This is a genomic window from Nostoc sp. (assembly GCF_036919575.1).
Taxonomy (GTDB): Bacteria; Cyanobacteriota; Cyanobacteriia; order Cyanobacteriales; family Nostocaceae; genus Nostoc.
The window spans coordinates 1-20121 of the sequence record NZ_JBALBY010000038.1; the positions used below are offsets into that span (position 1 = coordinate 1).

The window sequence follows — 20121 nt, forward strand, 5'->3', positions numbered from 1 at the left end:
TTGGCGCTTTCGGATAGATGATGCGAGAATTAAACTTTCACGAATCTATCCAACCCATCAAAACTAATGACATAGACTACTAGTAGTCTGTCAAGTCAACTTTGCTGGGTTGGTAGTGTGAGCGTCTCGCTCACGACGCGAGCAAGATGCTCGCACTACCCATCAATTTAAGTCTCGCTCATGACGCGAGCAAGATGCTCGCACTACCCATCAATTATTTCTTGACAGACTACTAGTTACTATCAAATGATTTCAGGTTAACAAGTTTGTAATGAGTAGATTTTCTAATTTCACCTACTATATCCGTTGTAATAACTTAGACTTAATAGAACAAGCTTTGACCCGCATTTTTGAGCAAGAAGGCTGTCGGCGTATCCCTTTACAAGAAAGGCAGAAGGCAGAAGGCAGAAGGCAGAAGGAAAGGAGTATTAATAAAAACTTTAGTTCTGGGTTATTGCCCAGTTTAAAAAAAGAATTGTATCGAGGCGCGTAGCGCGAGATACAAAGCGTCATTGCTTCAATCCCACGTTTTTAAACGTGGGTTCCCTTCTGCCTTCTGCCTTCTGCCTTCGTACTTCTGCCTTCTGAACGATCCTTCCTAACGATGATATTGAAAAACTGCGTGGTAAACCTTGGCTATTATGTAACGAATTGTGGATAATTGGATTGTTTATTGGATCATTCGGATGGACAATTGTCAAACTATTGCCGGAGCAATTACTATGCCGTCGGCCTAGAGATGCTGATCGCCCCCGATTATCTCAATTAGCAATGCATATTAATAGTGATGCTTTTTATATCGGTTGCAGCGAAGTAGAAGATATTCTTATGGAAACCGATGCCAAAGGTAGCATTTTCACCTCTGGTGACGTTGATGATTTATCAGGAGAAGATAAATTTTTTGAGGAGCCGATTAATCTCGTAGAGCGTATCCAGTCGTTAGAGCATCTTAAGCTGATGTACTCAACAGAGCCTCAGCGATTTTTGCTGTTAAATGTTCCAGAGGAAATGCAAAGAGCAGAGCCAAAACTCAAACAGGAGCAAACTCAAAGATTTAAACAGTGGCAGGATTTTAGAGAAATGCCTAGCGGTTTTCAAGTATTTGACACAGCTATAGGGCGATTGTTGGGCGGAACACCTAACTACTGGCATGTAGGAAATGAACCTTTAGTTTATCGTGCCTATACTCAGCAAGAACAACTAGAAGCAGATGGGGCGCGGCTATTGTACTTTCAACCGAAGTAAGTGGGGGTGAAAAAACTTTGCAGTTCCTCGGCCATCAGTTGATTGCTATACCATTACGAAGTTTTTGAGGCTGTTCCCGATGAATTGGGAGAGCTACGACTTCAGCCGTAGGCAAGTCTGAGTAGTTCACAGGTTTGTACCCATATAATTGTCGGAACTTGCGATCGCCACAATAGTAGATAAAGGCACTTGTGCAAAATACTGTCGTTGAAATTGTTCTTCTCGGACAGCAGCTAAAAATCGTGCAACAGCTGCCTCAGCAAAGTTTTCTGCATTATCGCTTGGATGCCAGGTGATTTGCAAATAACGGTCTTGTCGTTTGACTGTGAAGCCTAAATCTTTTAAAGCTTTGATGCCTACAAGTAAGGTTTGGTCGGTGATGCCGATTTTCTCTAAAAGTTGGACGCGGGTAACTAGTTGATTTGTGCGACTGAGATATTTGGCAATTCCGACAAGAGTCAGCCAAATTTGATTGGGTGGTTGAGGATTAGGTTTAGACCAAGCGATCGCTAATTGTTGCTGATTGTCAAGCCCAGATGTAGAGCGGCTGATCGTTAGACATCGCCGCAACCACGCGCGTAAATCATCCCAATTTGTGGGACAATCTTCAAGCAAAAGTGGGGGAGTGGGGAGTAGGGAGTGGGGAGTGGGGTAGCTACGCCAGTCTAGGATGAGTGGTGTTAGCGATAGCGGGGCGTTTAGCCCATGCTGAGTGTTGAGTGCTGAGTTAACACTGGGACACACGGCAATTAATCTGATTTCATAACGTTTTTTGAAGGTGTTGTAGTCTAGTTCTGCTATGCAATCACACCTTCCTATGGGTAATTCATCTTTGTAGTGTCCCCACCATATACCAGGAAAAACACTTCTGCTGGAATCATCCCGAATGTCAAACTCGGTTTTAATATACTGTACCTTTTTCCCTTGCCAATCCTGCTGATTGCGATGCCAAGAATTTTCAAACCAGCAGTTTTGAATTAGCAATTTCGGAACAGGATTACCCATTCCACAAGGTTCTAGCAGTTTCAGTTCCAAAAATAACTCTTTCCCCAAGTCTGCGACTGTTAGCGTCAAGTCTGCTTGCACAGTTGGCGTTAGAGTTGTAGTACCTAAAGATTGTCGCAACTGCTGATTAATCGCCGCTGTAAATAAAGGAATGTTTTCCACCAACAAACTCAAACCTGCTGCAAAGGGATGTCCCCCAAAACGATGTAACAAATGTGCTTGGTCTTTCACCAGTTGGTATAAATCGACAGAATTCACCGAACGGGCGGAACCACGAGCGAGGGGAGGGGATGAGGAGGATGAGGGAGATGAGGGAGATGAGGGAGATGAGGGAGAAATTCCTTCCTGATCTTCCCCACTCCCCACTCCCGATTCCCCACTCCCTTCTGTACTCAACAAAATAGTCGGGCGACCTGTTTCTTGTGCTACCTGTCCGGCGACTAAGCCCAATACACCCGCAGGCCATTGGGCATCTTCTAGGACTATGACGCTGGTGGTTGATAAGTCTAATTGAGTAAGTTTTTGTGCTACTTGCGCTTGCACATCTTTTTGTAAAGATTTGCGGCGGGCGTTTGCGAGTTCTGTAACTTCGGCTAGTTCGTTACAACGTTTAGCATCCCGACTAGTTAATAATTCAACGCAAAAACTGGCATCACCTTGGATGCGGCTGACGGCGTTAATTCTTGGCCCCAAACCAAAGGAAATATCTGTGGGGCGATCGCCACTTTTCTGGCACAATTCTAATAATCGCCCTACCCCTGGACGGCGCCGCGCTGCTGCTGGCTGTTGAAAATCTGCTTGCAGTCGTTGAATTCCCAACTGCGCTAAATAGCGACAATCTCCACTTAACTGCACCAAGTCGGCAATTAATCCTACTGCTACTAAATCTAATAAATCCTCTAACGGATGTTTTGCCACATTAGGCAGAGTGTGATATAATGCTTCCACCAACTTATAAGCTACCGCCACCCCAGAAAGATGAAACAGCTGATGTTCCTTTGGCAAATAGCGGGGATTGATAATCGCTGCGACGGGTGGGCGTTGGGCGGGTAAGGTGTGATGGTCTGTAACTATTACATCTATGCCTAGTTGTTTGGCATAGATAATTTCCTCAGTATTTGTGCTACCTGTATCACAAGTAACGATTAATTTGCAACCTTGTTTTGCTAGGTTATCAATCCCTTGATTATTAAGTCCGTGGGATTCTTTCAGGCGATTGGGAATATAGTAAATTAACTGAGTATTTTGTTTGAAAAATTGCCCTAATCCATCCCAAAGTACAGATGTAGCGGTAATCCCATCAGCATCAAAGTCTCCCCAGATGGCAATTTTTTCTCTGACGTTATCTGCTTGTTGCAACCGGGCGATCGCTAGGTGCATTTCTTGCCCAAACTCAAAGGGACTTGCTGGTTGATAAGCTTTATAGTTGATAAAAGCTGTTAATTGTTGATGATCTTTAATTCCCCGTTGCCACAACAATTGCGCTGCATATATTCCACTTGATGCGGGTGTATGCTGTTTCACGGCTTCGATGAACCACTCCGGGGGTTGTTCGGTTGCTGCTATAGTCCACTGCTGTTGTTCTGGCATATAAAGTTAAGTTAGGAGTTAGGAGTTAGGAGTTAAGAGTTGATTTATATAATATTATGGTGCGTTATACCAATTCTATGTGAGGCTGCGCTTTATTCATGTAGGGGCAATTCATGAATTGCCCCTACAGTTGTAGTTTTGCTCCTCACTCCTAACTCCTAACTTTTGTTAGATTGAAGATTGATCTTCGGTTGTTTGAGATTCATTCACTAGAGGATTGAGGACGACTTCATTAGCGACGCTATCGGGTTTACGGGAACGAATAGTCGGACGCGATCGCCTATAACCTGCTCTTTCAGCTTTTTGGTGTTCGTAATCAATTAATCTGCCATAATATTCATGCTTGCTTAAATTCATTGACAAGAAAATATGCTGGCGGATATTACCAAAACCTTTGCGGTTAAAAAACTTTAATGCGGAAGTATTGGTGGGATCAGTATCTACCAACATGAACCGCGCCCCATCTTCAATCATCCGGGCGACGACTTTATCAACCAACTTATCTGCAACTCCCCGACGCTGGAATCTTGGACTAACTCCCAGCCATAAAATGTATCCGTAAGTCCAGGATGCTTTGGTGATGATGGTTCCCAAAATAAATCCTGCTAGTTCTCCGTCTGTTTCGGCCACGAGGCAATATTCTGGATCGGTGTTGTAAAGTCCAATCACCTCCCATTCATCCCAGGTGCGGTATAAATAAGGATATAAATCGCTGGTAAATAACCCTTCTCCCAAGTGGTAAACGGGAGCAATGTCATCAATTCCTAATTCGCGTACATAAATTGTTTCAGTTTCCTCAAAGTTTGACATAACTTGACATAAATTTAGAAGTTGTAATTTATTTATACCCCGATTGGATTTTACCAAAAGGCTGGGTCTAAAGCCCCGTCCTTCTAGGACGGCTTTGATTCGAGGGATCTGATTAGTTCCCTTAGTACATCATTCAAACTACGTTCTTTTCTGTCACAATGCTTTAAAAGCGTTTCGTATTCTTCATCAGAGCATCTAGTTCTAACTGTGGACACGTTTTAGAAAGTCTGGATTTGTCAGTTAGGGAGTGGCGTTGCCCGTCCTGCCAGTCAGTTAATGGGAGAGACCAAAACGCCGCTAAAAATATTTGTGCGGTTGGGGCATCAACTGCTAAGTTAGGCGATGTGAGACAGGCAATGCCTGCAATTGCTGTTTTAGCTTAGAATCCCCGCACGTTCACGTCGGGGAGTATGTCAAAAACATCCTCTAATGTATAGGGTTGAGTGAGACTTCTTGAATGCTGTCAAAATTTGGCAACGAGTCTTTTACTGCTTCTTCAGTAGCTTGTGTGCGTAGTTTACCGCCGTAGGTATCGCACCGTTTGGCAAACTGACAATAATCACAGGTATTACTACCCTCCACCACTTGCGGAAACTGTTGGTTATTTTGGTAATTTTCCAGCCAATTAGTTAACTGACTTAATAGTTGATTAAGTTTCTTTGCTGTTAGTGTGTGTTGAGCAGTATTGTAATTAAATTTAATATTTTGCGGTTTGCCCTCAGATTGGACAAACCAGTAAGTCATCGAAATCTTTTCTGGCAAATAGTCGCTAGTTTCTGCCAATACATACAGATAAAGCCGTGTTTGCCAGTTGGATTCTAAGTTGCGTTGATTGGGTGGTTTAGGATAAGTTTTCCAGTCGAGAATTTGCGCTTGTTGGTTATCTGCAATCAATAAATCATAGACAACCGTCAGCAAATAGTCCTGAACTTGCAGAGTGCGGAAGTGTTCACTTTCACGGAAAGTTTGATTATCAGATGCAGCCGTTAAAATTTCTGGGGCTGCATCGGCAAAAGCTAGCATCCAGCTTTGCAGTTTAGCATCTGCTTGCAGGAAACTATCAATTGGCAGACCCATTTCTTGCTGCTGCATTAGCAAGTGAAAGCGACTACCCAAAGTTTGGCGTTCTTCTTGTTCTGGATTTGAGGGCGAATTGAGTTTTTCTAGGTAGGTATGTTGAAATTTACGCGGACAAACTTCTAGTAAGTTCAGTTGTCCTTGAGACAGTCGCAGTAGTTGAGTAGGAGTTGACAGCATTCTTCTATTTTATTACTAGCCCTGGCGATTGGAAATCGCGGCTACACAGACAAAACCTGCCTTTCCTACGGAACGCTACGCGAACGCAGGTTAAAAACACTTGATTTTGTATTAGCGAATTCTATTCGTACAATACTCGCCGGGCGATTGGAAATCGCGGCTACACAGGGTTAAGCTGCCTTTCCTACGGAACGCTAGGCGAACGCAGGTTAACCCTGTTTTGTCACTCTGAGAAAAGAAAAATAAGAGCCAAATTTTCAGATGTAGATATAACGGGCATTTGAGCGTTTATTTTCTAACACAATGCCTGAAATCAAGGTTTTTGGTAAAAGTCTTATCCCATAAAGATTACAGATTATTATCTCCCGAAAGTGATAAAAGAGGGTTAAAAACGGTTGATTTTGTATTAGTCCAGGTCGGTGGACGAGAGTTTGTGTAGTAGCGTTCGCGTCAGCGTACCGGAGGCTCTATTCTATTCGCCCAATACTTATTTTAGCAGCAGTGGAAGATGGAGAGCAAAAATAAAAGGTAAAAGGATAAACGTTGTGTTTCTTTCATCCTTTTACCTTTTTTATGTACCTGATGCTTATTTCATGTTAGCCCTTGCGTCCTTAACTGCGGCAAAGAAAAATAATCCGGTGAGTGGAATGCTTAATACCAGGATAATTGCCGTGGCTGGGACACCAAAATCTGGATGTCCGTAACTGAGTTCAAAAATCGAACCGACAGCTGCGATCGCACTTACACAAGAACCACCCAGAAATAAACCGCTTTTTGGAGTTAAATACACTACTAGCCCCCTATGCTATTGGTTTCACCGCTTGATACGAAAAGCCATTCTTAGATAGCTCCTGGATTAAAGTCAAGGAGTTTTCTACACGGTCTACAAATACCACGCCGTTGAGGTGATCCATCTCGTGCTGAATGCAGCGTCCCAGGAGGTCATTAGCCTTTAATGTTCGGGGACGACCATACTCGTCTTTATAGGCAATTTCCACGACTTCGGGGCGCTTCACGTTCAGGTATACATTGGGAATACTTAAGCATCCTTCTTCGGCAACAGAGATGTCGCGGCTGACTTGTTTAATGGTGGGGTTAATCAACACCAAGGGCTGATTAGCTGCGTTCTCTGGTTCCAGGTCGATGACAATTAGTTGTTTGTGAATTCCTACTTGGGGTGCAGCCAAACCAATGCCATCTTTGCTGTACATAGTTTGCAGCATTTCGCGCACCAGTTGGCGGAGTTCGTCATCTACTTTAGAAATCCGCTTTGCAGCTTGACGCAGCACGCGATCGCCTAAATAATGAAGCTCCAAAGGTGGATTTTTTAACTTTTTTTTCTCTACAGCAATTTCAGAGGGCATGAGTCTCGATGGCTAAATGGTGAAAATTCCTACTACTTTAATTCTATCAAGCTAGGGAGTAGGGAGTAGGGAGTGGGGAATTGGGAATTGGGAATTGGGAACTATGAATTACGAATTACGAATTATTGACTGGGGTGATGTATGTTTAAATCTCTGACGAAACTTGACTATCTGCTCAAAGAAACTTTCCTCGGTTTATTGCGGGGAGGTTGGATGAATTGGGCAGCTATAAGTACTGTGACGGTGTTACTGTTTTTATTTGGCTTGAGTTTGCAAACCTCTTGGCAAGTCGAAAAACTCCTCTATCAGTTTGGCAGTCAGCTAGAAGTATCAGTTTATCTCCAACCGGATACGCAAATCGGAAGTATTGAGCCACTGATCGCAAAAATGCCCGAAGTGGCGACGATACAAACTATTACCAAAGAGGAAGCTTGGACTAAGTTAGTTAAGGAAATGAGAATTTCTGATATTGAGGGGGCTACTCAGCAGCTAGGTGAGAATCCTCTAGTTGATGAGATAAAGGTAAAAGCTCGTAATTCTCAAGTTGTACCAACTTTAGCAACGCAGTTGGCTAAGTTACCAGGAGTTGAGACGGTGCAGTATGTCGATGAAGCAGTCAAACGTATTACCCAGTTGCATCAAGGTCTGAACTGGATTACTTTAACAATTACGATTATTCTGACTTTAAGTGCGATCGCAGTGACTACCACCACAATTCGGCTGATTGTCATGGCGCGTCGCCAGGAAATTGAAATTATGCAACTAGTGGGAGCAACTTCCGCTTGGATTTACCTCCCGTTTATTTTACAAGGAATTACCTTTGGCTTAATTGGTGGTGCGATCGCTTGGAGTTTCATTTCTCTGATTCAAGAGTTTCTCGGTAAGTTGCTAGTCAATGAACCTGAGTTTATCCAAGTCATCACCGACGGAGTGCAACTCACTACAGCAGAAATTTTATTATTGCCCCTAATTCTCTTAAGTTTCGGTGCAGCTGTAGGATTAATGGGGAGCTTATTTGCTGTCCGACGTTTTGCTAAAGGTTAATCATTAGTCCAATGACCAATGACAAATGACAAATGACAAATGACAAAACCTATGAAATCGCAATGGGAATGTTTTTTGCAGAATCTCGGTGTTTGGGAAGGTTCATTTACCAATTTTTCTCCCCAAGGTACACTTCTCAACGATACTCCTAGCCGTCTTTCCCTAGAAGGTTTGAACAATAACCAGACAGTGCGCCTAACTCTGAGCCGTTCGGGACAAGATGTAATCAGAGAATTTAGTTCTGTGGGAGGGGGTCTGCTGTTTTTTGAAAATGGTTCGTTTTCTAAAGGTTTAATTCAGCTAGGGCCATTTTCCGAATTCGGTGGAGAACTTGCTTTGGTTCATGAAAATCGTCGCTTACGTCTGGTACAACTCTTTGATAAAACTGGTCAGCTAAATGAACTAGTTCTAATTCGAGAACATCTGGCTGGAACCCCAGTAGCAGAACGTCCAACTTTGCAGTTAGATCAGTTGTTGGGAGAATGGCTTGGCCAAGCAGTGACAATATATCGAGATTTGCGATCGCCTGATACTTACTCTACAACTTTGAAATTACAACTAGATGATACTGGGCGATTAATTCAAAGTACTTCTTTTAGCGATGTCTCACGACAAGCCGCTTCTCTACGAGAGGCTACGCCAACGCGTCTACGTCAAATTACCTCAACTGCTACCATCAAAGATCCCATCATCCTTTTTGACCAAGATCCAGAAAAGCAGGTGCAAGTATTACTTTTACCAGATGGGGCTTCTGCAACTTCTCCTCTCAAGGTGCAGTTACGTCAACCCTTATTTCTGGAAGTGGGTTGGTTAATTCAACCAAACCTGCGCCAACGGATGATTCGCAGCTACAACGAGAAAGGCGAATGGGTTAGTCTGACATTAGTTACTGAAGAAAGGGTATAAACGAATCCTTCACGCCCAATCTGGGCTTTTAAATCCCGAATTTTCCTGGGCATGAATTTTATCGAACAGAATTCAGGAGTCAGTCGTCAGAATACAAGAAGGGTATTCTGAACGAAAAAGCGGATGAATAATCGGAGTTTTTGCACCCCCACCAAAAATTCTAGTTTTGTGGTCAACAAGAAAGTCGCGGGTCTCTCTTACAAAGTTGCACAAGAGGGGAGACCCCAAGACCGCAATGCAGCGCTGAATCCCCGACTGAAAGATTGGTGAATTCTGGATTCTGGATTCTGAATTCTTCTTCAACTATTTCTCTATCCTATTTTCTTAACTGATTGATCCATCTGTAGAATAACAAATAGCAGTAGTACAACTTACCCCTCGTAAGGAAACCTTAAATGGTACAGACCCCTGCTAAACCCCTGACTTTAAGTGAATTTCTGGATCTGCCAGAGACAGAACCTGCCAGTGAATACATTGATCGGCGTATCATCCAAAAACCGATGCCGCAAGGAGAACACAGCGCCATTCAGACCGAGTTAGCACCTGCAATTAACTTGGTTGTAAAACCCAAACAGATTGCGCGGGCTTTCTGTGAGCTTCGCTGTAGCTTTGGCGATAATCGCTCAATTGTCCCTGACATTTCTGTGTTTACCTGGGACAGGATTTCCCGCCAAGAAAATGGTAGGGTTGCTAACATCTTCTCAATTGCCCCAGATTGGACAATTGAAATTTTATCTCCCGATCAAAGTCAAACTAAAGTTACCAAGAATATTCTGCATTGCCTGAAGTATGGAACTCAGATGGGATGGCTGATTGATCCTAAAGAACAATCTGTGTTTGTCTACTTGCCAGATCAACCAACCACTTTTTACGAAGAACTAGGAACACAATTACCAGTGCCAGAATTTGCTAAAGATTTTAGCCTGACAGTAGAAGGTTTATTTAGCTGGTTGCTGGACTGATTGTAGAGATCAGGCTTCATTTACCATATCTAAAATCTGATTGTATAGGGCTGGAGAGACTCTAAACTCTGAGGTAGTAATCAAGGCATCCATCAAGGGTCTGACAGCAACGATGAGATTTTGGTGTTTCGCCTCAATCAAAATACCCAGCAATCCAGTAATCCTCAACCCCAGGCGATTAGCTTCTGCTCGACCTCGACGCTCATCAATCAATAGCAAATCAGCATTCAGTTCTAAGGCGAGGGCGATCGCCTCAGATTCTCCAGGGTCTAATCTCACCTCATCTCGAAGGCGTTCAACAATCTCACGGTTTGCAACTTGCCGAACTTCCAGCCAAGAAGCAGTTTGAACTTCAGAAGTTCCCGGAACAGGAGGATCGATATCGGTAAGCTCACAATATACTGCTTCTGGAATGGTGACTTGAGTGTAGAGTCGAGGCAGAAGTTGCAAGTGTTGAATTGCTGCCAAATTTGTGATTGCGGACGTATCGCTGATAACAATCACAGCCTTCCAAGCTCTCGCAGGTTTTTCAAATCCAATTCAAAGTCCTCAACGTCGTAGGAGTAGAGAGGGATGTTTCGCTGCTTGAGGAGTTGGCGAAAGGTATTGGGCTGCATATCCGCTAGCTGACTGGCGTAGCCTATCGTTAAGCGTCCTGTCTGGAATAGGAACAGCGCAATTTCTTGACAAAACTCGCTTGGGGTAAGCTGAGATGCTTGTAGAATTTCGTCTGAGATTACAACACTCATAGCAAGGCTAGTTTTCCGATTATTATGTTTAGGGTAGCCCAAGAAACCTCAAACGACGTTACGGTGCAGTAGGTTTGTTAGATTGCGATCGCACTTCTCATGGTAGAAGTGTTTAAGATTGTGAGTGGAAGAAGATGTTGGCTAACGCTGTCCCTCTACCTAACCTTATATTTTAAAAGTAAGTGGTAGCGTTTGCTGTAACGCGATCGCTAGTCCGCGCCCCGATTGCCACTATTTTCAATGTAACGGCGCAAAACTGAGTTAATCAGCGTTTTGTACTCTGCACCTTGTTCACGAAACCACATTATTACTTCTGAATCTAACTGAATCAGGTCAGTGGCTTGTGTTGCCGGAATCCTCAGCGTGGCATTTTCAAAAAACTCATCGCTTAACGGTGGGATGTCTGAGTAATCAATGTCCTCATCCGTCATCGCCTCTAATGCAGCCCAATCAGTACGTGAGGTATTGTTCAAGTCGTTGACGCTCATATCGGTTTGCCCTTCGTGCTGAGATAATGCGGACTATATTGTTCTGTCGTAGACATCGCTTTATTACTCATCTGCTAACCACTTTTCGTAGTTGCAACTCATCAGCTTTTGCTTGACAGAATCAATGATCTCAGATGAAAAAGTCGTCATTGACCCAACTCGGTAAACGTCATTTAAGACAACGTGGTAATCTTTTCCCGTATACTCAGCAACCACTTGAGCTAAACTGCGATCGGACATATTTGTGTAGAGTATTGAAAGCATTGGTAAATATCTCTGATCGTCAATGCCTTGGGGAAAAGCACACTGAACCAACTGATAAGTACTTGCTAAATGGGCTGGGATTGTCTTCTGCATAATTCAACTACCTGTTAATGAAAAGGGGAGATGAAGATAGACATTAAAATCAACCCCTTGGGCACTGGCAGCGCGAACAGCTTTTGCATCCGCTGTCATGGTTACAACACCTATTTGGTCGCCTGTTCCTAGAATGATTATATCGTTAGTATCCAGGCTCCGAGTTGGTCTTAATTTTTGGGCTGCTGCTGAAGGATTGTCTGGAACAACCGTAACTCTTTGCAAAAAACGATTTGCTCTTGTCTGTTCTGAGCTACCTGCTGAGTACTGCACAATATTGACGAATTCATTAAATGCAGTTTGTGCTATTACCATTTGTTGCTTGTTGACAAACGCTTGTAATTCATGGCGAACGTGAGAACCTTCGGCAATGAATGCAACTGCGGTATTAGTATCTAAATTAATCACGTTTTATGTGAACCAAAAATCACAGTGCTAAGTATATTTTGCTGTGATGTGATTGTCCCATAAGTAGTTGTGCAATTTAACGAAATTATAGCTAAAGAATGGACATTGACCACTCTATTACCTGGAATAGCGGAAGTGGTTAAGATTGTGAGTGGAAAAAGATGTTGGGTTTCCTAGCGTTAACCTAACCTACAATCTTAGCCAATATTAGCGATCGCACTCAAGGTTTAAAAATAACAGACAGTCTTAAGTGCGATTTTCAATATCACCAAAAATGAGATATATTCCAATCATTTGAAAACTGCTATATACCCCTCTTGATAAGTTCTTTTTGTACTCTTGGTGTACTTGGCTAGATAGTTACGTATCTCAAAAACTTCTCTCAGTCCTGAAAAAGATAAACTACTTTTATTTATAATCTTTTCAAGCTTTATACTAAGTTACAGCGACGTTGCAACGCTTGCTTGAGTAAAACTTGATATTCTTTATTCCCAACCCGATAAGCACCAAATCTTTCCAAATGGGGATTCATCATTTGGCCATCAAAAAATACAAATTCCCTCTGGCGTAACCTTTCCACCAACTTAACCATCGCTACCTTTGAACCTTCAGGAATGCGGTAAAACATCGACTCGCCAATGAAAGCGCCGCCAATGACAATTCCTAAAATTCCCCCAGCTAATTCGTCACCCTGCCAAGTTTCAAAACTATAAGCATAACCATTCTGGTAAAGTAGCCAGTAAATCTTTTGCAATTCCGGTGAAATCCAAGTTGTCTCTCTGTCAGCACACCCAGCTACCACAGCTTGGAAGTCCCGATTAATCGCCACAGTAAACCGTTCTTGATTCAGAACGCGCTGCAAAGACTTGGGGTAACGAAATCGCTCATCCAAAGGAATAAAAGTCCGATCGCGACTTCCGTACCAACTCAGGCGATCGCACTCATCAGCCATGAGAAAATAGCCTTGTGCATAGCCCTCAACAATAGCCGCGATATCATATTGCATAAATAAATATAAAAAAAACACTCTTAGAAACGCAATTTGATGCTACAAGTCAACCTGAGCGTTCCTCTGCGTTTAAAAAAAATGAATCAACCAATACCACCCATCACCCTACCACCCCCTGAAAATCCGCAACTCGAAGGTGAATGGTTGCGAGAGCGCTTACAACGGTGGCTAGATACCGAATTTATCCCCGAAGCAGTCAACCAAAATATTGCCCAACGAGCCGCACAGATTTTTGTGCGTCAACGGATGGAAGGAGAAAACGACCTTGGTTCTCTGGTAATTGCCATTGTCACAGAGATGCAGTCGTATGATTTTTCTAACAGCTTCTATGGAGAGTTTGCGATCGCCAACGCCGTCAGCGATCTACTCTTAGAAAGTCTGGGAATTGATAAATGTTGTGGTCAATAATTTTTGTCATTTGTCATTTGTCATTTGTCCTTTGTCATTTGTTCTTTATCAATGACTAATGACTAATGACTAATGACTCTTGACTACCAACTAGACTTAACAACTCCAGGCAAAAGACCTTCATGCGCCCATTCTCGCAGCACGTTCCGAGACAGTCCAAAATCGCGGTAAACACCTCTAGGACGACCAGTTAACCAGCAACGGTTGCGATGGCGGGTGGGCGCACTATTCCGGGGTAGCTGTTGAATCTTCCGGTGGATTTCCAGCTTATCCAGAGGAGATGCTGCACTTCTGAACTCTTCCAAAAGAGCTTCTCTCTTGTCAGCATACTTTTCTATCAACCGGGTGCGCTTTTTCTCGCGCTCAATCAAGCTCTTTTTTGCCATATATTCTCTAACTTATTTAAAGACACCGTTCTCCATTCTACAGTCTCCCCATCAATTCTGGGGTTACTAGTTTCGTTTACCCTACAACCACTGGCTTATTAGCAGCAGGACATAAATCAACAAGTTCACAAGCAACGCAGGCGGGAGAGCGGGCTTTACAAATAGCACGACCATGATAAATCAGCCGAATTGACCAATTTTCCCAATCAGGCTGTGGTAATAAACCCATTAAATCTTGCTCAATCCGAACGGGGTCTTTTGCTTCAGTTAAACCCAAACGTTGGCTAAGGCGCTTGACGTGAGTATCTACCGTCACTCCAACATGAATGCCATAAGCATGAGCCAGGACTACATTTGCGGTCTTCCGCGCCACACCTGGAAGCTTTAACAACTGTTCCATTTGGTTGGGGACAACAGAGTTAAACTCAGTCACAATCATTCGACAGGCGGCTTGAATGTTCTTGGCTTTATTGTGATAAAACCCAGTTGAACGCACCAAACTTTCTAATTCTACCAAGTCAGCGATCGCTAAACTTTCAGCATCAGGAAACCGCTCAAATAAAGCTGGTGTCACCTTATTTACCCGCTCATCAGTACACTGAGCAGAGAGAATCGTTGCCACCAACAATTGTACTGGTGTTGAGTAATTCAAAGAGCAAGTAGCATCTGGATAAAGACGCTTCAGACGAGCTAAAATTTCTAGCGATCGCTTCCTTAAAGGTAAAACTTTCTTTTCCCGACTCCCCATTCCTTAGTACAGACGCGATTAATCGCGTCTCTCCCACTCCCTATCTTCACTGAAACAATCTTTGCACCCATTCCAACTGGCTAGTTAATTGGGTGGTTTCTTTGACTATCAGAAAAATTCCTAACCCTAAGAGTAACACCAAACCAGTTTGCATTACACCTTCTTGAATGCGGGCAGGCACAGGCTTACCGCGCAAACCTTCAATTAGCAGAAAAGCGAGTTGTCCCCCATCCAAGGCGGGTAAAGGCAAAATATTGATAATAGCCAAGTTAATGCTGATAATTGCGGCAAAAGACAACAGATTTGCACTATTATCCTCAGCTAATTTTGCACCTATTTTGACAATATTAACTGGCCCAGAAACTTGTCCAGCAGTTTGTTGAAAATTAGTAATCAATTGTCCAAAACCGCTAAGTGTGCCAACAAATAATTGTTGAAACCTATTAGCAGCAATGCCAAAAATTTCAAAAGGACTATTAGGACGGCGATAAATTGCCGTAGCATTTGGACTGAGTGCCACACCAACTACACCTTTGCCATCGGCTCCGAGTTTTGGTGTTAATTTCAGGGTTTTTTGTTGGTTTTCACGCTGAATTTTCAGTTCGATTTGCTGATTAGGATGAGTTTGAATCTCTTTTGTCAGCAAAGGAGTTGACTTGTCAGAAGCCGGGAGTTCTTGACCATTCACAGCCAGAATAATATCTCCTTCCCGAATTCCGGCTTGGTAGGCAACAGATTCTTGATTAACAGGCTGTACAACGACACCAGCTTGATAGTTTAATTCCTTGGGAATGCCGACAATACCCAATTGCAGAGCCAACACCAAGTAAGCAAATATTAAATTTGCGATCACTCCGGCACTGATAACGATCGCCCGGTCTAAAATTGGACGGTTACGCAGTAGATTTGGGTCATTGGGTGGAACATCGCTATCGGGGTCATCATCGGGAAAGCCCACAAAACCGCCCAAGGGAAAGGCGCGGACAGCATATTCGGTTTGTGAACCTTGGTACTTCAAAAGAACCGGGCCAAAACCCAAAGAAAAACGGTTAACGAGAATGCCTTGAGAACGTGCTGCAACAAAATGTCCCAACTCGTGTACCAAAATCAAAACAGCCAAGACTGCGATCGCTGCTAAAACTGACATAGACTAAATTGTGAAGATATTAAGATACGGTTATCTCCATTCTAATTGGGCATTGGGCATTGGGCATGGGGCATGGGGCATTATTTCAAGTCAAAATATGCATTAACAGTTAGTCAGGTAACTGCTTCTGTTGGTGTAAGGTGCGATCGTGGTTGCGATGATGGAAGGAAGTTGGTCAACTGCTTCACAGGCGAAAAAAGTGGCGGCAACACTAATCCAGACTGGATCAAAATCTATAGACTTTACGTCCAAACAGCTTTAGTAGAAATTCCTAGCCAATCACTTTCTTTAGTTCGACCGACAACGTATATCCGAAAGATAGCGCTGTTACCCATTACATAGATTCGACGGTTTCTAAGATTATCAAACATAAACTTTTCTAATGAGTAAAATTCATATTTAACTCCATTGAGATCCCAATTCTTAATCCAATTCTCACTTTCTAATTTTCCATAACCTTCAATTTCGTACTGTTGCCACCATAATTCTTCACCTTCTTCAAACATTTGAATCTCTTGTTCAGGAACTTCATTATCAAAATATTCGTTATCCCTATATCTTTGGCTGTACTCATCGGAGAAACCATGAAATTCCCAGGTCTTCATATATCTAGATGACTCTAGTAGTTGCTCAATAAGTAATGCTTTTGTATGAGCCACTTTCCAAACAATATCCTTTACAGGATAATACCCTCTAGAAGAATCTCCAATAACAAATAGTAATTCTTGTAAAATTGGTTCTAGCTCTGCTTTCAAATCTAAAGCAGCTTGACTAGGCGGTTGAATCTTTCTTTCTAGCCGTTTGCCATAACCACAGGTATGAGGTGCAGACCAAAGAGGAGATAGTCCTACCCAGTCGTTAGCTTTAGTTTGACCAATAAGAATTAAAAATGGTTCATCATCTGAGTAAACTTTATCAAGACAATTACCTTCGTTATCTGTAATTAACTCATATACTTGTAACTCAAGAAGATGAGCTTGTAATACTTGAATTAAAGAGGAATATTGTTTACTCATCTGTGACTTAAGAAGATGATTAGGCAACTTTCGCTGCCACTCTTGCAAAAACGTATTTATTTCTACATATCTAAAGTAATTTAGTTTGTGAAGATGCTCACTGATAGTAAAATTATTCTTATCTGTTGCTTCTTCAAATACGAAGGCTTGAAAAGGTTCATCTCCTTCACTTCCAATCCCAGCACTTAATCCTTGAATAAGAACTTCCACTGTTGCTAATAGTTGCTCGGTTTCAGGTTTCATTAATTTTTCCTTCTATGGTTAAGCTAAACTTGCCATAGCCATTGCTCTAACAATTTGATTGCTATCTTCGGTAAGCTGTTGTTTAATTTCTGTCGGTGTCGCTGGATAATCTATTTTCAAAAATTATTTATTACATTTACCTATGTATTGTTACATCAACACCCGCCCAAAGTACTGGCTCGCCTTTGCATGAGACAAAAAATTATTTATGCAAGAAGCTATTGGTCAAATGACAAATGACAAATGACCAATGACAAATTACAAAACTTCACGTCCCAAATAAGCTTGCAACACTTCTGGTATCCTCACCGTCCCATCAGGTTGTTGATAATTCTCCAAAATTGCTGCCATCGTCCTTCCCACCGCCAAACCCGAACCATTCAGAGTATGGACAAACTGGGTACCTTTCTTCCCCGCCTCTTTGAAACGAATATCAGCCCGTCGCGCCTGGAAATCTATAGTATTGGAACAGCTAGAAATTTCGCGGTATTTGCCAGAAGAGGGCAACCAAACCTCTAAATCATAAGTTTTAGTAGCGGAAAATCCCAAATCTCCAGTACTTAAATTTACGACTCGATAAGGCAACTGCAACGCCTGTAAAATTGCTTCTGCATTCCCCACCAGTTTTTCCAGTTCATCAAAAGACGTACTCGGTTCGACAAATTTCACCATTTCCACCTTGTTGAACTGATGCAGACGAATTAATCCCCGCATATCGCGCCCATAACTACCAGCTTCGCGCCGAAAACAGGGAGTAAAAGCACAGTGGTAGATAGGCAAATCTTCAGCAGCGAGAATTTCACCCCGATAGAGATTTGTAACTGGAACTTCAGCCGTAGGAATCAGCCACAAGTCGTCATCAGCACATTTAAAGCTTTCTTCAGCAAACTTGGGTAACTGACCGGTCGCCGTCAAAGACTCAGTATTCACTAACAGGGGCGGACTAACTTCGACATACCCAGCTTGAGTATGGAGACTAAGCATAAATTGAATTAATGCCCTCTCCAACGCTGCACCAGCGCCTATCAATGTCACAAAGCGACTTTGGGCAACTTTTACAGCTCGTTCAACATTGAGAATACCTAGCTTTTCACCAATTTCCCAGTGAGGGAGAATATTTGGATTTTGGGGAATGTACTCATTACCCCAACGGCGTACTTCCACATTATCTTCCTCATTCTTACCAAGGGGTGTAGAGTCGCTTGGTAAGTTGGGAAGTGCCAACACAAGTTGGGTAATTTGAGCTTTGAGGTCTTTTTCCTGGGGTTCAAGTTCACTCAACGTCGCTTTGACAGAGTTACCTTCATCCCGCAAAGCTTGAATTTCTGGGTCTTGAGGATTGATCCCAGATTTAATCTTTTGCCCGACTATTTTACCGATTTCGTTGCTACGGGCTTGGAGTTGACTACGCCTCCCCTCAAGTTCCCGTTGTTGCCGATCTAAGTGTAATATCGGTTCAATGTCGTATTTACCACTACGACTATTCAAGCGTTCTTGAACTAATTGCGGATTTTCCCGTATTTGCTTGATATCCAGCACAGATTTTTCTCAGTTTTTAGCCTATTATCTACCTGCCAAAACATCAGCATATACTGATTTTGGCTTGCCATGACTGAAAAACAAAGTTTATTGCAAAAATCAGTTTTAACCTATATCAAAATTTTACCCTAGCATCACTGCCAGGGCGACGAAAGCAGATAATGCATTTTAACTAATCATGAACTGGTAAATAAGTGGGCAAGAATAAATCAAACTACGTTAGGGATTTTCAACAAATAAATTATCCAATCTTGTGGGGTGGGCATCTTGCCCGCCTTTGTCTATGGGCGGGTAAGATGCCCACCCCACAATAAGTAGTTGAGTATTTTTTCTTTGTCAGTCCCTTACGCAATATAAATTTAATTATTTACTCTCCCCGACTCTGCGCTTATATTAAGCTCGGTTAATGCGATTGAGTAGCCAAAGCGACGCCACAAGCCCTGCAAAGTGGGCTGAAACAGTGTTAGTGTTTGCCTGTACCACAAGCATATCTAGACCGCTAATAATTCGGGTAGGGTCAAAAAGTTGGGTAGTTATCGCTTGAGGAGATATGGATCTTGCTACCAGTGTTCCAACGATCGCTTGTGCCCCCAAAAGAGTCACCAGCGTTCCTCCTAAATTCACCCACAGCCCTAAGCGTAATACTTGCACAGTCTCACTTTTCCGAGGCCGATTGCTGGGATTGGAGGATTCCAATTGCTTGCCAATTCTAGTGTAACGGTAAGCTAAATAAATTCCCGCACCCAAAATAACGAGTCCACAAATTGCTAAAAATACGCCAAAGCCAGTCCCAGGATTATTACTAGGACTGCCAGTTCTTTGATTAAACACGGCGAACAGCAGCACAATTATGCTAGACACAACGCCTAGTACTAGCTGAATCCAGAAGCTAATCCAACCTGTAAGGCGAAAAGTTTGGGCAATTGCCCTAAGAGTTGAGGAAGATGATGGGGCATCGGGAGTTTGTGACATACTGTGAATCAATTTGCTGGGCGCTTTCAAAGGACACAAAAACACAGGGACACGGAAAGCCTTGTTGAGAAGTATCCCACTTTGCGTCTCTCCTTTCCTAGTCTTTGCGTCTTCTTTGATAAATTTACTATCACACTTGCCAAATAAGACCAGGACTTACGCAAACAATAGCTGAAAAGAATGATTTTTAGGTAGGGGCAATTCATGAATTGCCCCAGAGGGCGTGTAGTTTTGCGTAAGTCCTAAAGACAAGAGATTCTCTTGTCGAGGAAATCAGAAATGCTTACTGCTTAGATGTGTCTACAGGCGTAGCAGCTTAAACCCAGATATATCCCCTAGCCTAAGCTTTGAGAATCCGCATTGGGAAAATCACTGTAAAACAAAGTGTTTATTAAGTTTTACAGACAAAATAGCATTTTACCTGTAAAATTTCTTCGATGGCATTTTATTGCTTAAGCAGTTCTAACC

The 20121-nt window shown here is 42.7% G+C and carries 24 protein-coding genes and 1 pseudogene; 7 read left to right on the forward strand and 18 right to left on the reverse strand.

All coding sequences use genetic code 11. The features are described from left to right. Positions 1 to 271 precede the first annotated feature (271 nt). The gene (locus V7K27_RS11615; RefSeq protein WP_334947246.1) at positions 272 to 493 is read left to right on the forward strand and encodes a hypothetical protein; all 222 of its coding nucleotides are present in this window, start codon (positions 272 to 274) and stop codon (positions 491 to 493) included. Positions 494 to 666: 173 nt separating this feature from the next. Beyond that, entirely contained in the window at positions 667 to 1245 is a 579-nt protein-coding gene (locus V7K27_RS11620) for a hypothetical protein (RefSeq protein WP_334947248.1), read from the forward strand. Between the two features lie 126 nt (positions 1246 to 1371). On the opposite strand, the gene V7K27_RS11625 is transcribed toward V7K27_RS11620, so the two are convergent. Together V7K27_RS11625 and V7K27_RS11630 are read right to left on the reverse strand one after the other, a co-directional pair. Next, entirely contained in the window at positions 1372 to 3840 is a 2469-nt protein-coding gene (locus tag V7K27_RS11625; RefSeq protein ID WP_334947250.1) for a single-stranded-DNA-specific exonuclease RecJ, read from the reverse strand. Between the two features lie 168 nt (positions 3841 to 4008). After that, entirely contained in the window at positions 4009 to 4650 is a 642-nt protein-coding gene (locus V7K27_RS11630) for a GNAT family N-acetyltransferase (RefSeq protein ID WP_334947252.1), read from the reverse strand. Positions 4651 to 4850: 200 nt separating this feature from the next. Here V7K27_RS11630 and V7K27_RS11635 point away from each other — a divergent pair. Continuing rightward, positions 4851 to 5033: pseudogene (locus V7K27_RS11635) on the forward strand (zinc ribbon domain-containing protein); the annotation flags it as partial. A gap of 43 nt (positions 5034 to 5076) precedes the next feature. On the opposite strand, the gene V7K27_RS11640 reads toward V7K27_RS11635, so the two are convergent. From V7K27_RS11640 to def, 3 genes are all read right to left on the reverse strand, one after another. Further along, entirely contained in the window at positions 5077 to 5907 is an 831-nt protein-coding gene (locus tag V7K27_RS11640) for a PD-(D/E)XK nuclease family protein (protein ID WP_334947254.1), read from the reverse strand. Positions 5908 to 6493: 586 nt separating this feature from the next. Continuing rightward, the gene (locus V7K27_RS11645) at positions 6494 to 6697 is read right to left on the reverse strand and encodes a hypothetical protein (RefSeq protein WP_334947256.1); all 204 of its coding nucleotides are present in this window, start codon (positions 6695 to 6697) and stop codon (positions 6494 to 6496) included. A gap of 10 nt (positions 6698 to 6707) precedes the next feature. Continuing rightward, positions 6708 to 7271, reverse strand: a complete 564-nt coding sequence (gene def, locus V7K27_RS11650; protein ID WP_334947258.1) for a peptide deformylase — start codon at positions 7269 to 7271, stop codon at positions 6708 to 6710. A 141-nt stretch (positions 7272 to 7412) separates the two neighbouring features. Between def and V7K27_RS11655 the strand changes: the two genes are divergently transcribed. From V7K27_RS11655 to V7K27_RS11665, 3 genes are all read left to right on the forward strand, one after another. Then, positions 7413 to 8315 (forward strand): cell division protein FtsX, encoded by a 903-nt coding sequence (locus V7K27_RS11655; RefSeq protein WP_334947260.1) that lies wholly within the window; start codon positions 7413 to 7415, stop codon positions 8313 to 8315. Positions 8316 to 8366: 51 nt separating this feature from the next. Further along, positions 8367 to 9221 (forward strand): DUF3598 family protein, encoded by an 855-nt coding sequence (locus V7K27_RS11660; protein WP_334947358.1) that lies wholly within the window; start codon positions 8367 to 8369, stop codon positions 9219 to 9221. Between the two features lie 395 nt (positions 9222 to 9616). Continuing rightward, positions 9617 to 10183: a Uma2 family endonuclease gene (locus tag V7K27_RS11665; protein ID WP_334947262.1), complete on the forward strand. Its 567-nt coding sequence runs from the start codon at positions 9617 to 9619 to the stop codon at positions 10181 to 10183. A 9-nt stretch (positions 10184 to 10192) separates the two neighbouring features. Here V7K27_RS11665 and V7K27_RS11670 read toward each other — a convergent pair whose 3' ends face one another. From V7K27_RS11670 to aat, 6 genes are all read right to left on the reverse strand, one after another. Then, positions 10193 to 10687, reverse strand: a complete 495-nt coding sequence (locus V7K27_RS11670) for a DUF3368 domain-containing protein (RefSeq protein WP_334947264.1) — start codon at positions 10685 to 10687, stop codon at positions 10193 to 10195. Continuing rightward, the gene (locus tag V7K27_RS11675; protein WP_190728164.1) at positions 10684 to 10932 is read right to left on the reverse strand and encodes a UPF0175 family protein; all 249 of its coding nucleotides are present in this window, start codon (positions 10930 to 10932) and stop codon (positions 10684 to 10686) included. Before V7K27_RS11675 ends, V7K27_RS11670 begins: the two co-directional genes overlap by 4 nt. Positions 10933 to 11141: 209 nt before the next feature. Next, a complete protein-coding gene (locus V7K27_RS11680; protein WP_334947266.1) occupies positions 11142 to 11420 on the reverse strand; it encodes a BrnA antitoxin family protein in 279 nt (92 codons plus the stop codon). Between the two features lie 63 nt (positions 11421 to 11483). After that, the gene (locus V7K27_RS11685; protein ID WP_334947268.1) at positions 11484 to 11777 is read right to left on the reverse strand and encodes a DUF3349 domain-containing protein; all 294 of its coding nucleotides are present in this window, start codon (positions 11775 to 11777) and stop codon (positions 11484 to 11486) included. 3 nt (positions 11778 to 11780) lie between these two features. Next, positions 11781 to 12185 (reverse strand): DUF1308 domain-containing protein, encoded by a 405-nt coding sequence (locus V7K27_RS11690; RefSeq protein ID WP_334947270.1) that lies wholly within the window; start codon positions 12183 to 12185, stop codon positions 11781 to 11783. A 430-nt stretch (positions 12186 to 12615) separates the two neighbouring features. Next, positions 12616 to 13191, reverse strand: coding sequence for a leucyl/phenylalanyl-tRNA--protein transferase (gene aat, locus V7K27_RS11695; RefSeq protein WP_334947272.1), 576 nt, complete (start codon positions 13189 to 13191; stop codon positions 12616 to 12618). Positions 13192 to 13272: 81 nt separating this feature from the next. Here aat and V7K27_RS11700 point away from each other — a divergent pair, with 81 nt between their 5' ends. Then, entirely contained in the window at positions 13273 to 13602 is a 330-nt protein-coding gene (locus V7K27_RS11700) for a hypothetical protein (RefSeq protein ID WP_334947274.1), read from the forward strand. 83 nt (positions 13603 to 13685) lie between these two features. On the opposite strand, the gene rpsN is transcribed toward V7K27_RS11700, so the two are convergent. From rpsN to V7K27_RS11735, 7 genes are all read right to left on the reverse strand, one after another. After that, entirely contained in the window at positions 13686 to 13988 is a 303-nt protein-coding gene (gene rpsN / locus V7K27_RS11705) for a 30S ribosomal protein S14 (protein WP_334947276.1), read from the reverse strand. A gap of 76 nt (positions 13989 to 14064) precedes the next feature. Then, positions 14065 to 14736 carry an endonuclease III gene (nth, locus tag V7K27_RS11710; protein ID WP_334947278.1) on the reverse strand — a complete coding sequence of 224 codons (672 nt, stop codon included), beginning with the start codon at positions 14734 to 14736 and terminating at the stop codon, positions 14065 to 14067. A 46-nt stretch (positions 14737 to 14782) separates the two neighbouring features. After that, positions 14783 to 15883, reverse strand: a complete 1101-nt coding sequence (gene rseP, locus V7K27_RS11715) for an RIP metalloprotease RseP (protein WP_334947280.1) — start codon at positions 15881 to 15883, stop codon at positions 14783 to 14785. Positions 15884 to 15985: 102 nt separating this feature from the next. Next, positions 15986 to 16135: a hypothetical protein gene (locus tag V7K27_RS11720; protein WP_334947282.1), complete on the reverse strand. Its 150-nt coding sequence runs from the start codon at positions 16133 to 16135 to the stop codon at positions 15986 to 15988. Then, positions 16126 to 17142 carry a nuclease A inhibitor family protein gene (locus V7K27_RS11725; RefSeq protein ID WP_334947284.1) on the reverse strand — a complete coding sequence of 339 codons (1017 nt, stop codon included), beginning with the start codon at positions 17140 to 17142 and terminating at the stop codon, positions 16126 to 16128. Before V7K27_RS11725 ends, V7K27_RS11720 begins: the two co-directional genes overlap by 10 nt. A gap of 258 nt (positions 17143 to 17400) precedes the next feature. Beyond that, on the reverse strand, positions 17401 to 18681 hold the full coding sequence (gene serS / locus V7K27_RS11730; protein ID WP_334947286.1) for a serine--tRNA ligase: 1281 nt from the start codon (positions 18679 to 18681) through the stop codon (positions 17401 to 17403). Between the two features lie 393 nt (positions 18682 to 19074). Then, positions 19075 to 19653 (reverse strand): DUF3611 family protein, encoded by a 579-nt coding sequence (locus tag V7K27_RS11735; RefSeq protein WP_334947288.1) that lies wholly within the window; start codon positions 19651 to 19653, stop codon positions 19075 to 19077. Between the last annotated feature and the right edge of the window lie 468 nt (positions 19654 to 20121).

Excerpts from the sequence above, each read along its gene's own strand:
- V7K27_RS11615 (WP_334947246.1), top strand. The coding sequence starts at position 272 with ATGAGTAGATTTTCTAATTTCACCTACTATATCCGTTGTAATAACTTA.
- V7K27_RS11625 (WP_334947250.1), bottom strand. The coding sequence starts at position 3,840 with ATGCCAGAACAACAGCAGTGGACTATAGCAGCAACCGAACAACCCCCG.
- V7K27_RS11630 (WP_334947252.1), bottom strand. The coding sequence starts at position 4,650 with ATGTCAAACTTTGAGGAAACTGAAACAATTTATGTACGCGAATTAGGA.
- V7K27_RS11640 (WP_334947254.1), bottom strand. The coding sequence starts at position 5,907 with ATGCTGTCAACTCCTACTCAACTACTGCGACTGTCTCAAGGACAACTG.
- def (WP_334947258.1), bottom strand. The coding sequence starts at position 7,271 with ATGCCCTCTGAAATTGCTGTAGAGAAAAAAAAGTTAAAAAATCCACCT.
- V7K27_RS11655 (WP_334947260.1), top strand. The coding sequence starts at position 7,413 with ATGTTTAAATCTCTGACGAAACTTGACTATCTGCTCAAAGAAACTTTC.
- V7K27_RS11660 (WP_334947358.1), top strand. The coding sequence starts at position 8,367 with ATGAAATCGCAATGGGAATGTTTTTTGCAGAATCTCGGTGTTTGGGAA.
- V7K27_RS11665 (WP_334947262.1), top strand. The coding sequence starts at position 9,617 with ATGGTACAGACCCCTGCTAAACCCCTGACTTTAAGTGAATTTCTGGAT.
- V7K27_RS11675 (WP_190728164.1), bottom strand. The coding sequence starts at position 10,932 with ATGAGTGTTGTAATCTCAGACGAAATTCTACAAGCATCTCAGCTTACC.
- V7K27_RS11680 (WP_334947266.1), bottom strand. The coding sequence starts at position 11,420 with ATGAGCGTCAACGACTTGAACAATACCTCACGTACTGATTGGGCTGCA.
- V7K27_RS11685 (WP_334947268.1), bottom strand. The coding sequence starts at position 11,777 with ATGCAGAAGACAATCCCAGCCCATTTAGCAAGTACTTATCAGTTGGTT.
- aat (WP_334947272.1), bottom strand. The coding sequence starts at position 13,191 with ATGCAATATGATATCGCGGCTATTGTTGAGGGCTATGCACAAGGCTAT.
- V7K27_RS11700 (WP_334947274.1), top strand. The coding sequence starts at position 13,273 with ATGAATCAACCAATACCACCCATCACCCTACCACCCCCTGAAAATCCG.
- rpsN (WP_334947276.1), bottom strand. The coding sequence starts at position 13,988 with ATGGCAAAAAAGAGCTTGATTGAGCGCGAGAAAAAGCGCACCCGGTTG.
- nth (WP_334947278.1), bottom strand. The coding sequence starts at position 14,736 with ATGGGGAGTCGGGAAAAGAAAGTTTTACCTTTAAGGAAGCGATCGCTA.
- rseP (WP_334947280.1), bottom strand. The coding sequence starts at position 15,883 with ATGTCAGTTTTAGCAGCGATCGCAGTCTTGGCTGTTTTGATTTTGGTA.
- V7K27_RS11725 (WP_334947284.1), bottom strand. The coding sequence starts at position 17,142 with ATGAAACCTGAAACCGAGCAACTATTAGCAACAGTGGAAGTTCTTATT.
- V7K27_RS11735 (WP_334947288.1), bottom strand. The coding sequence starts at position 19,653 with ATGTCACAAACTCCCGATGCCCCATCATCTTCCTCAACTCTTAGGGCA.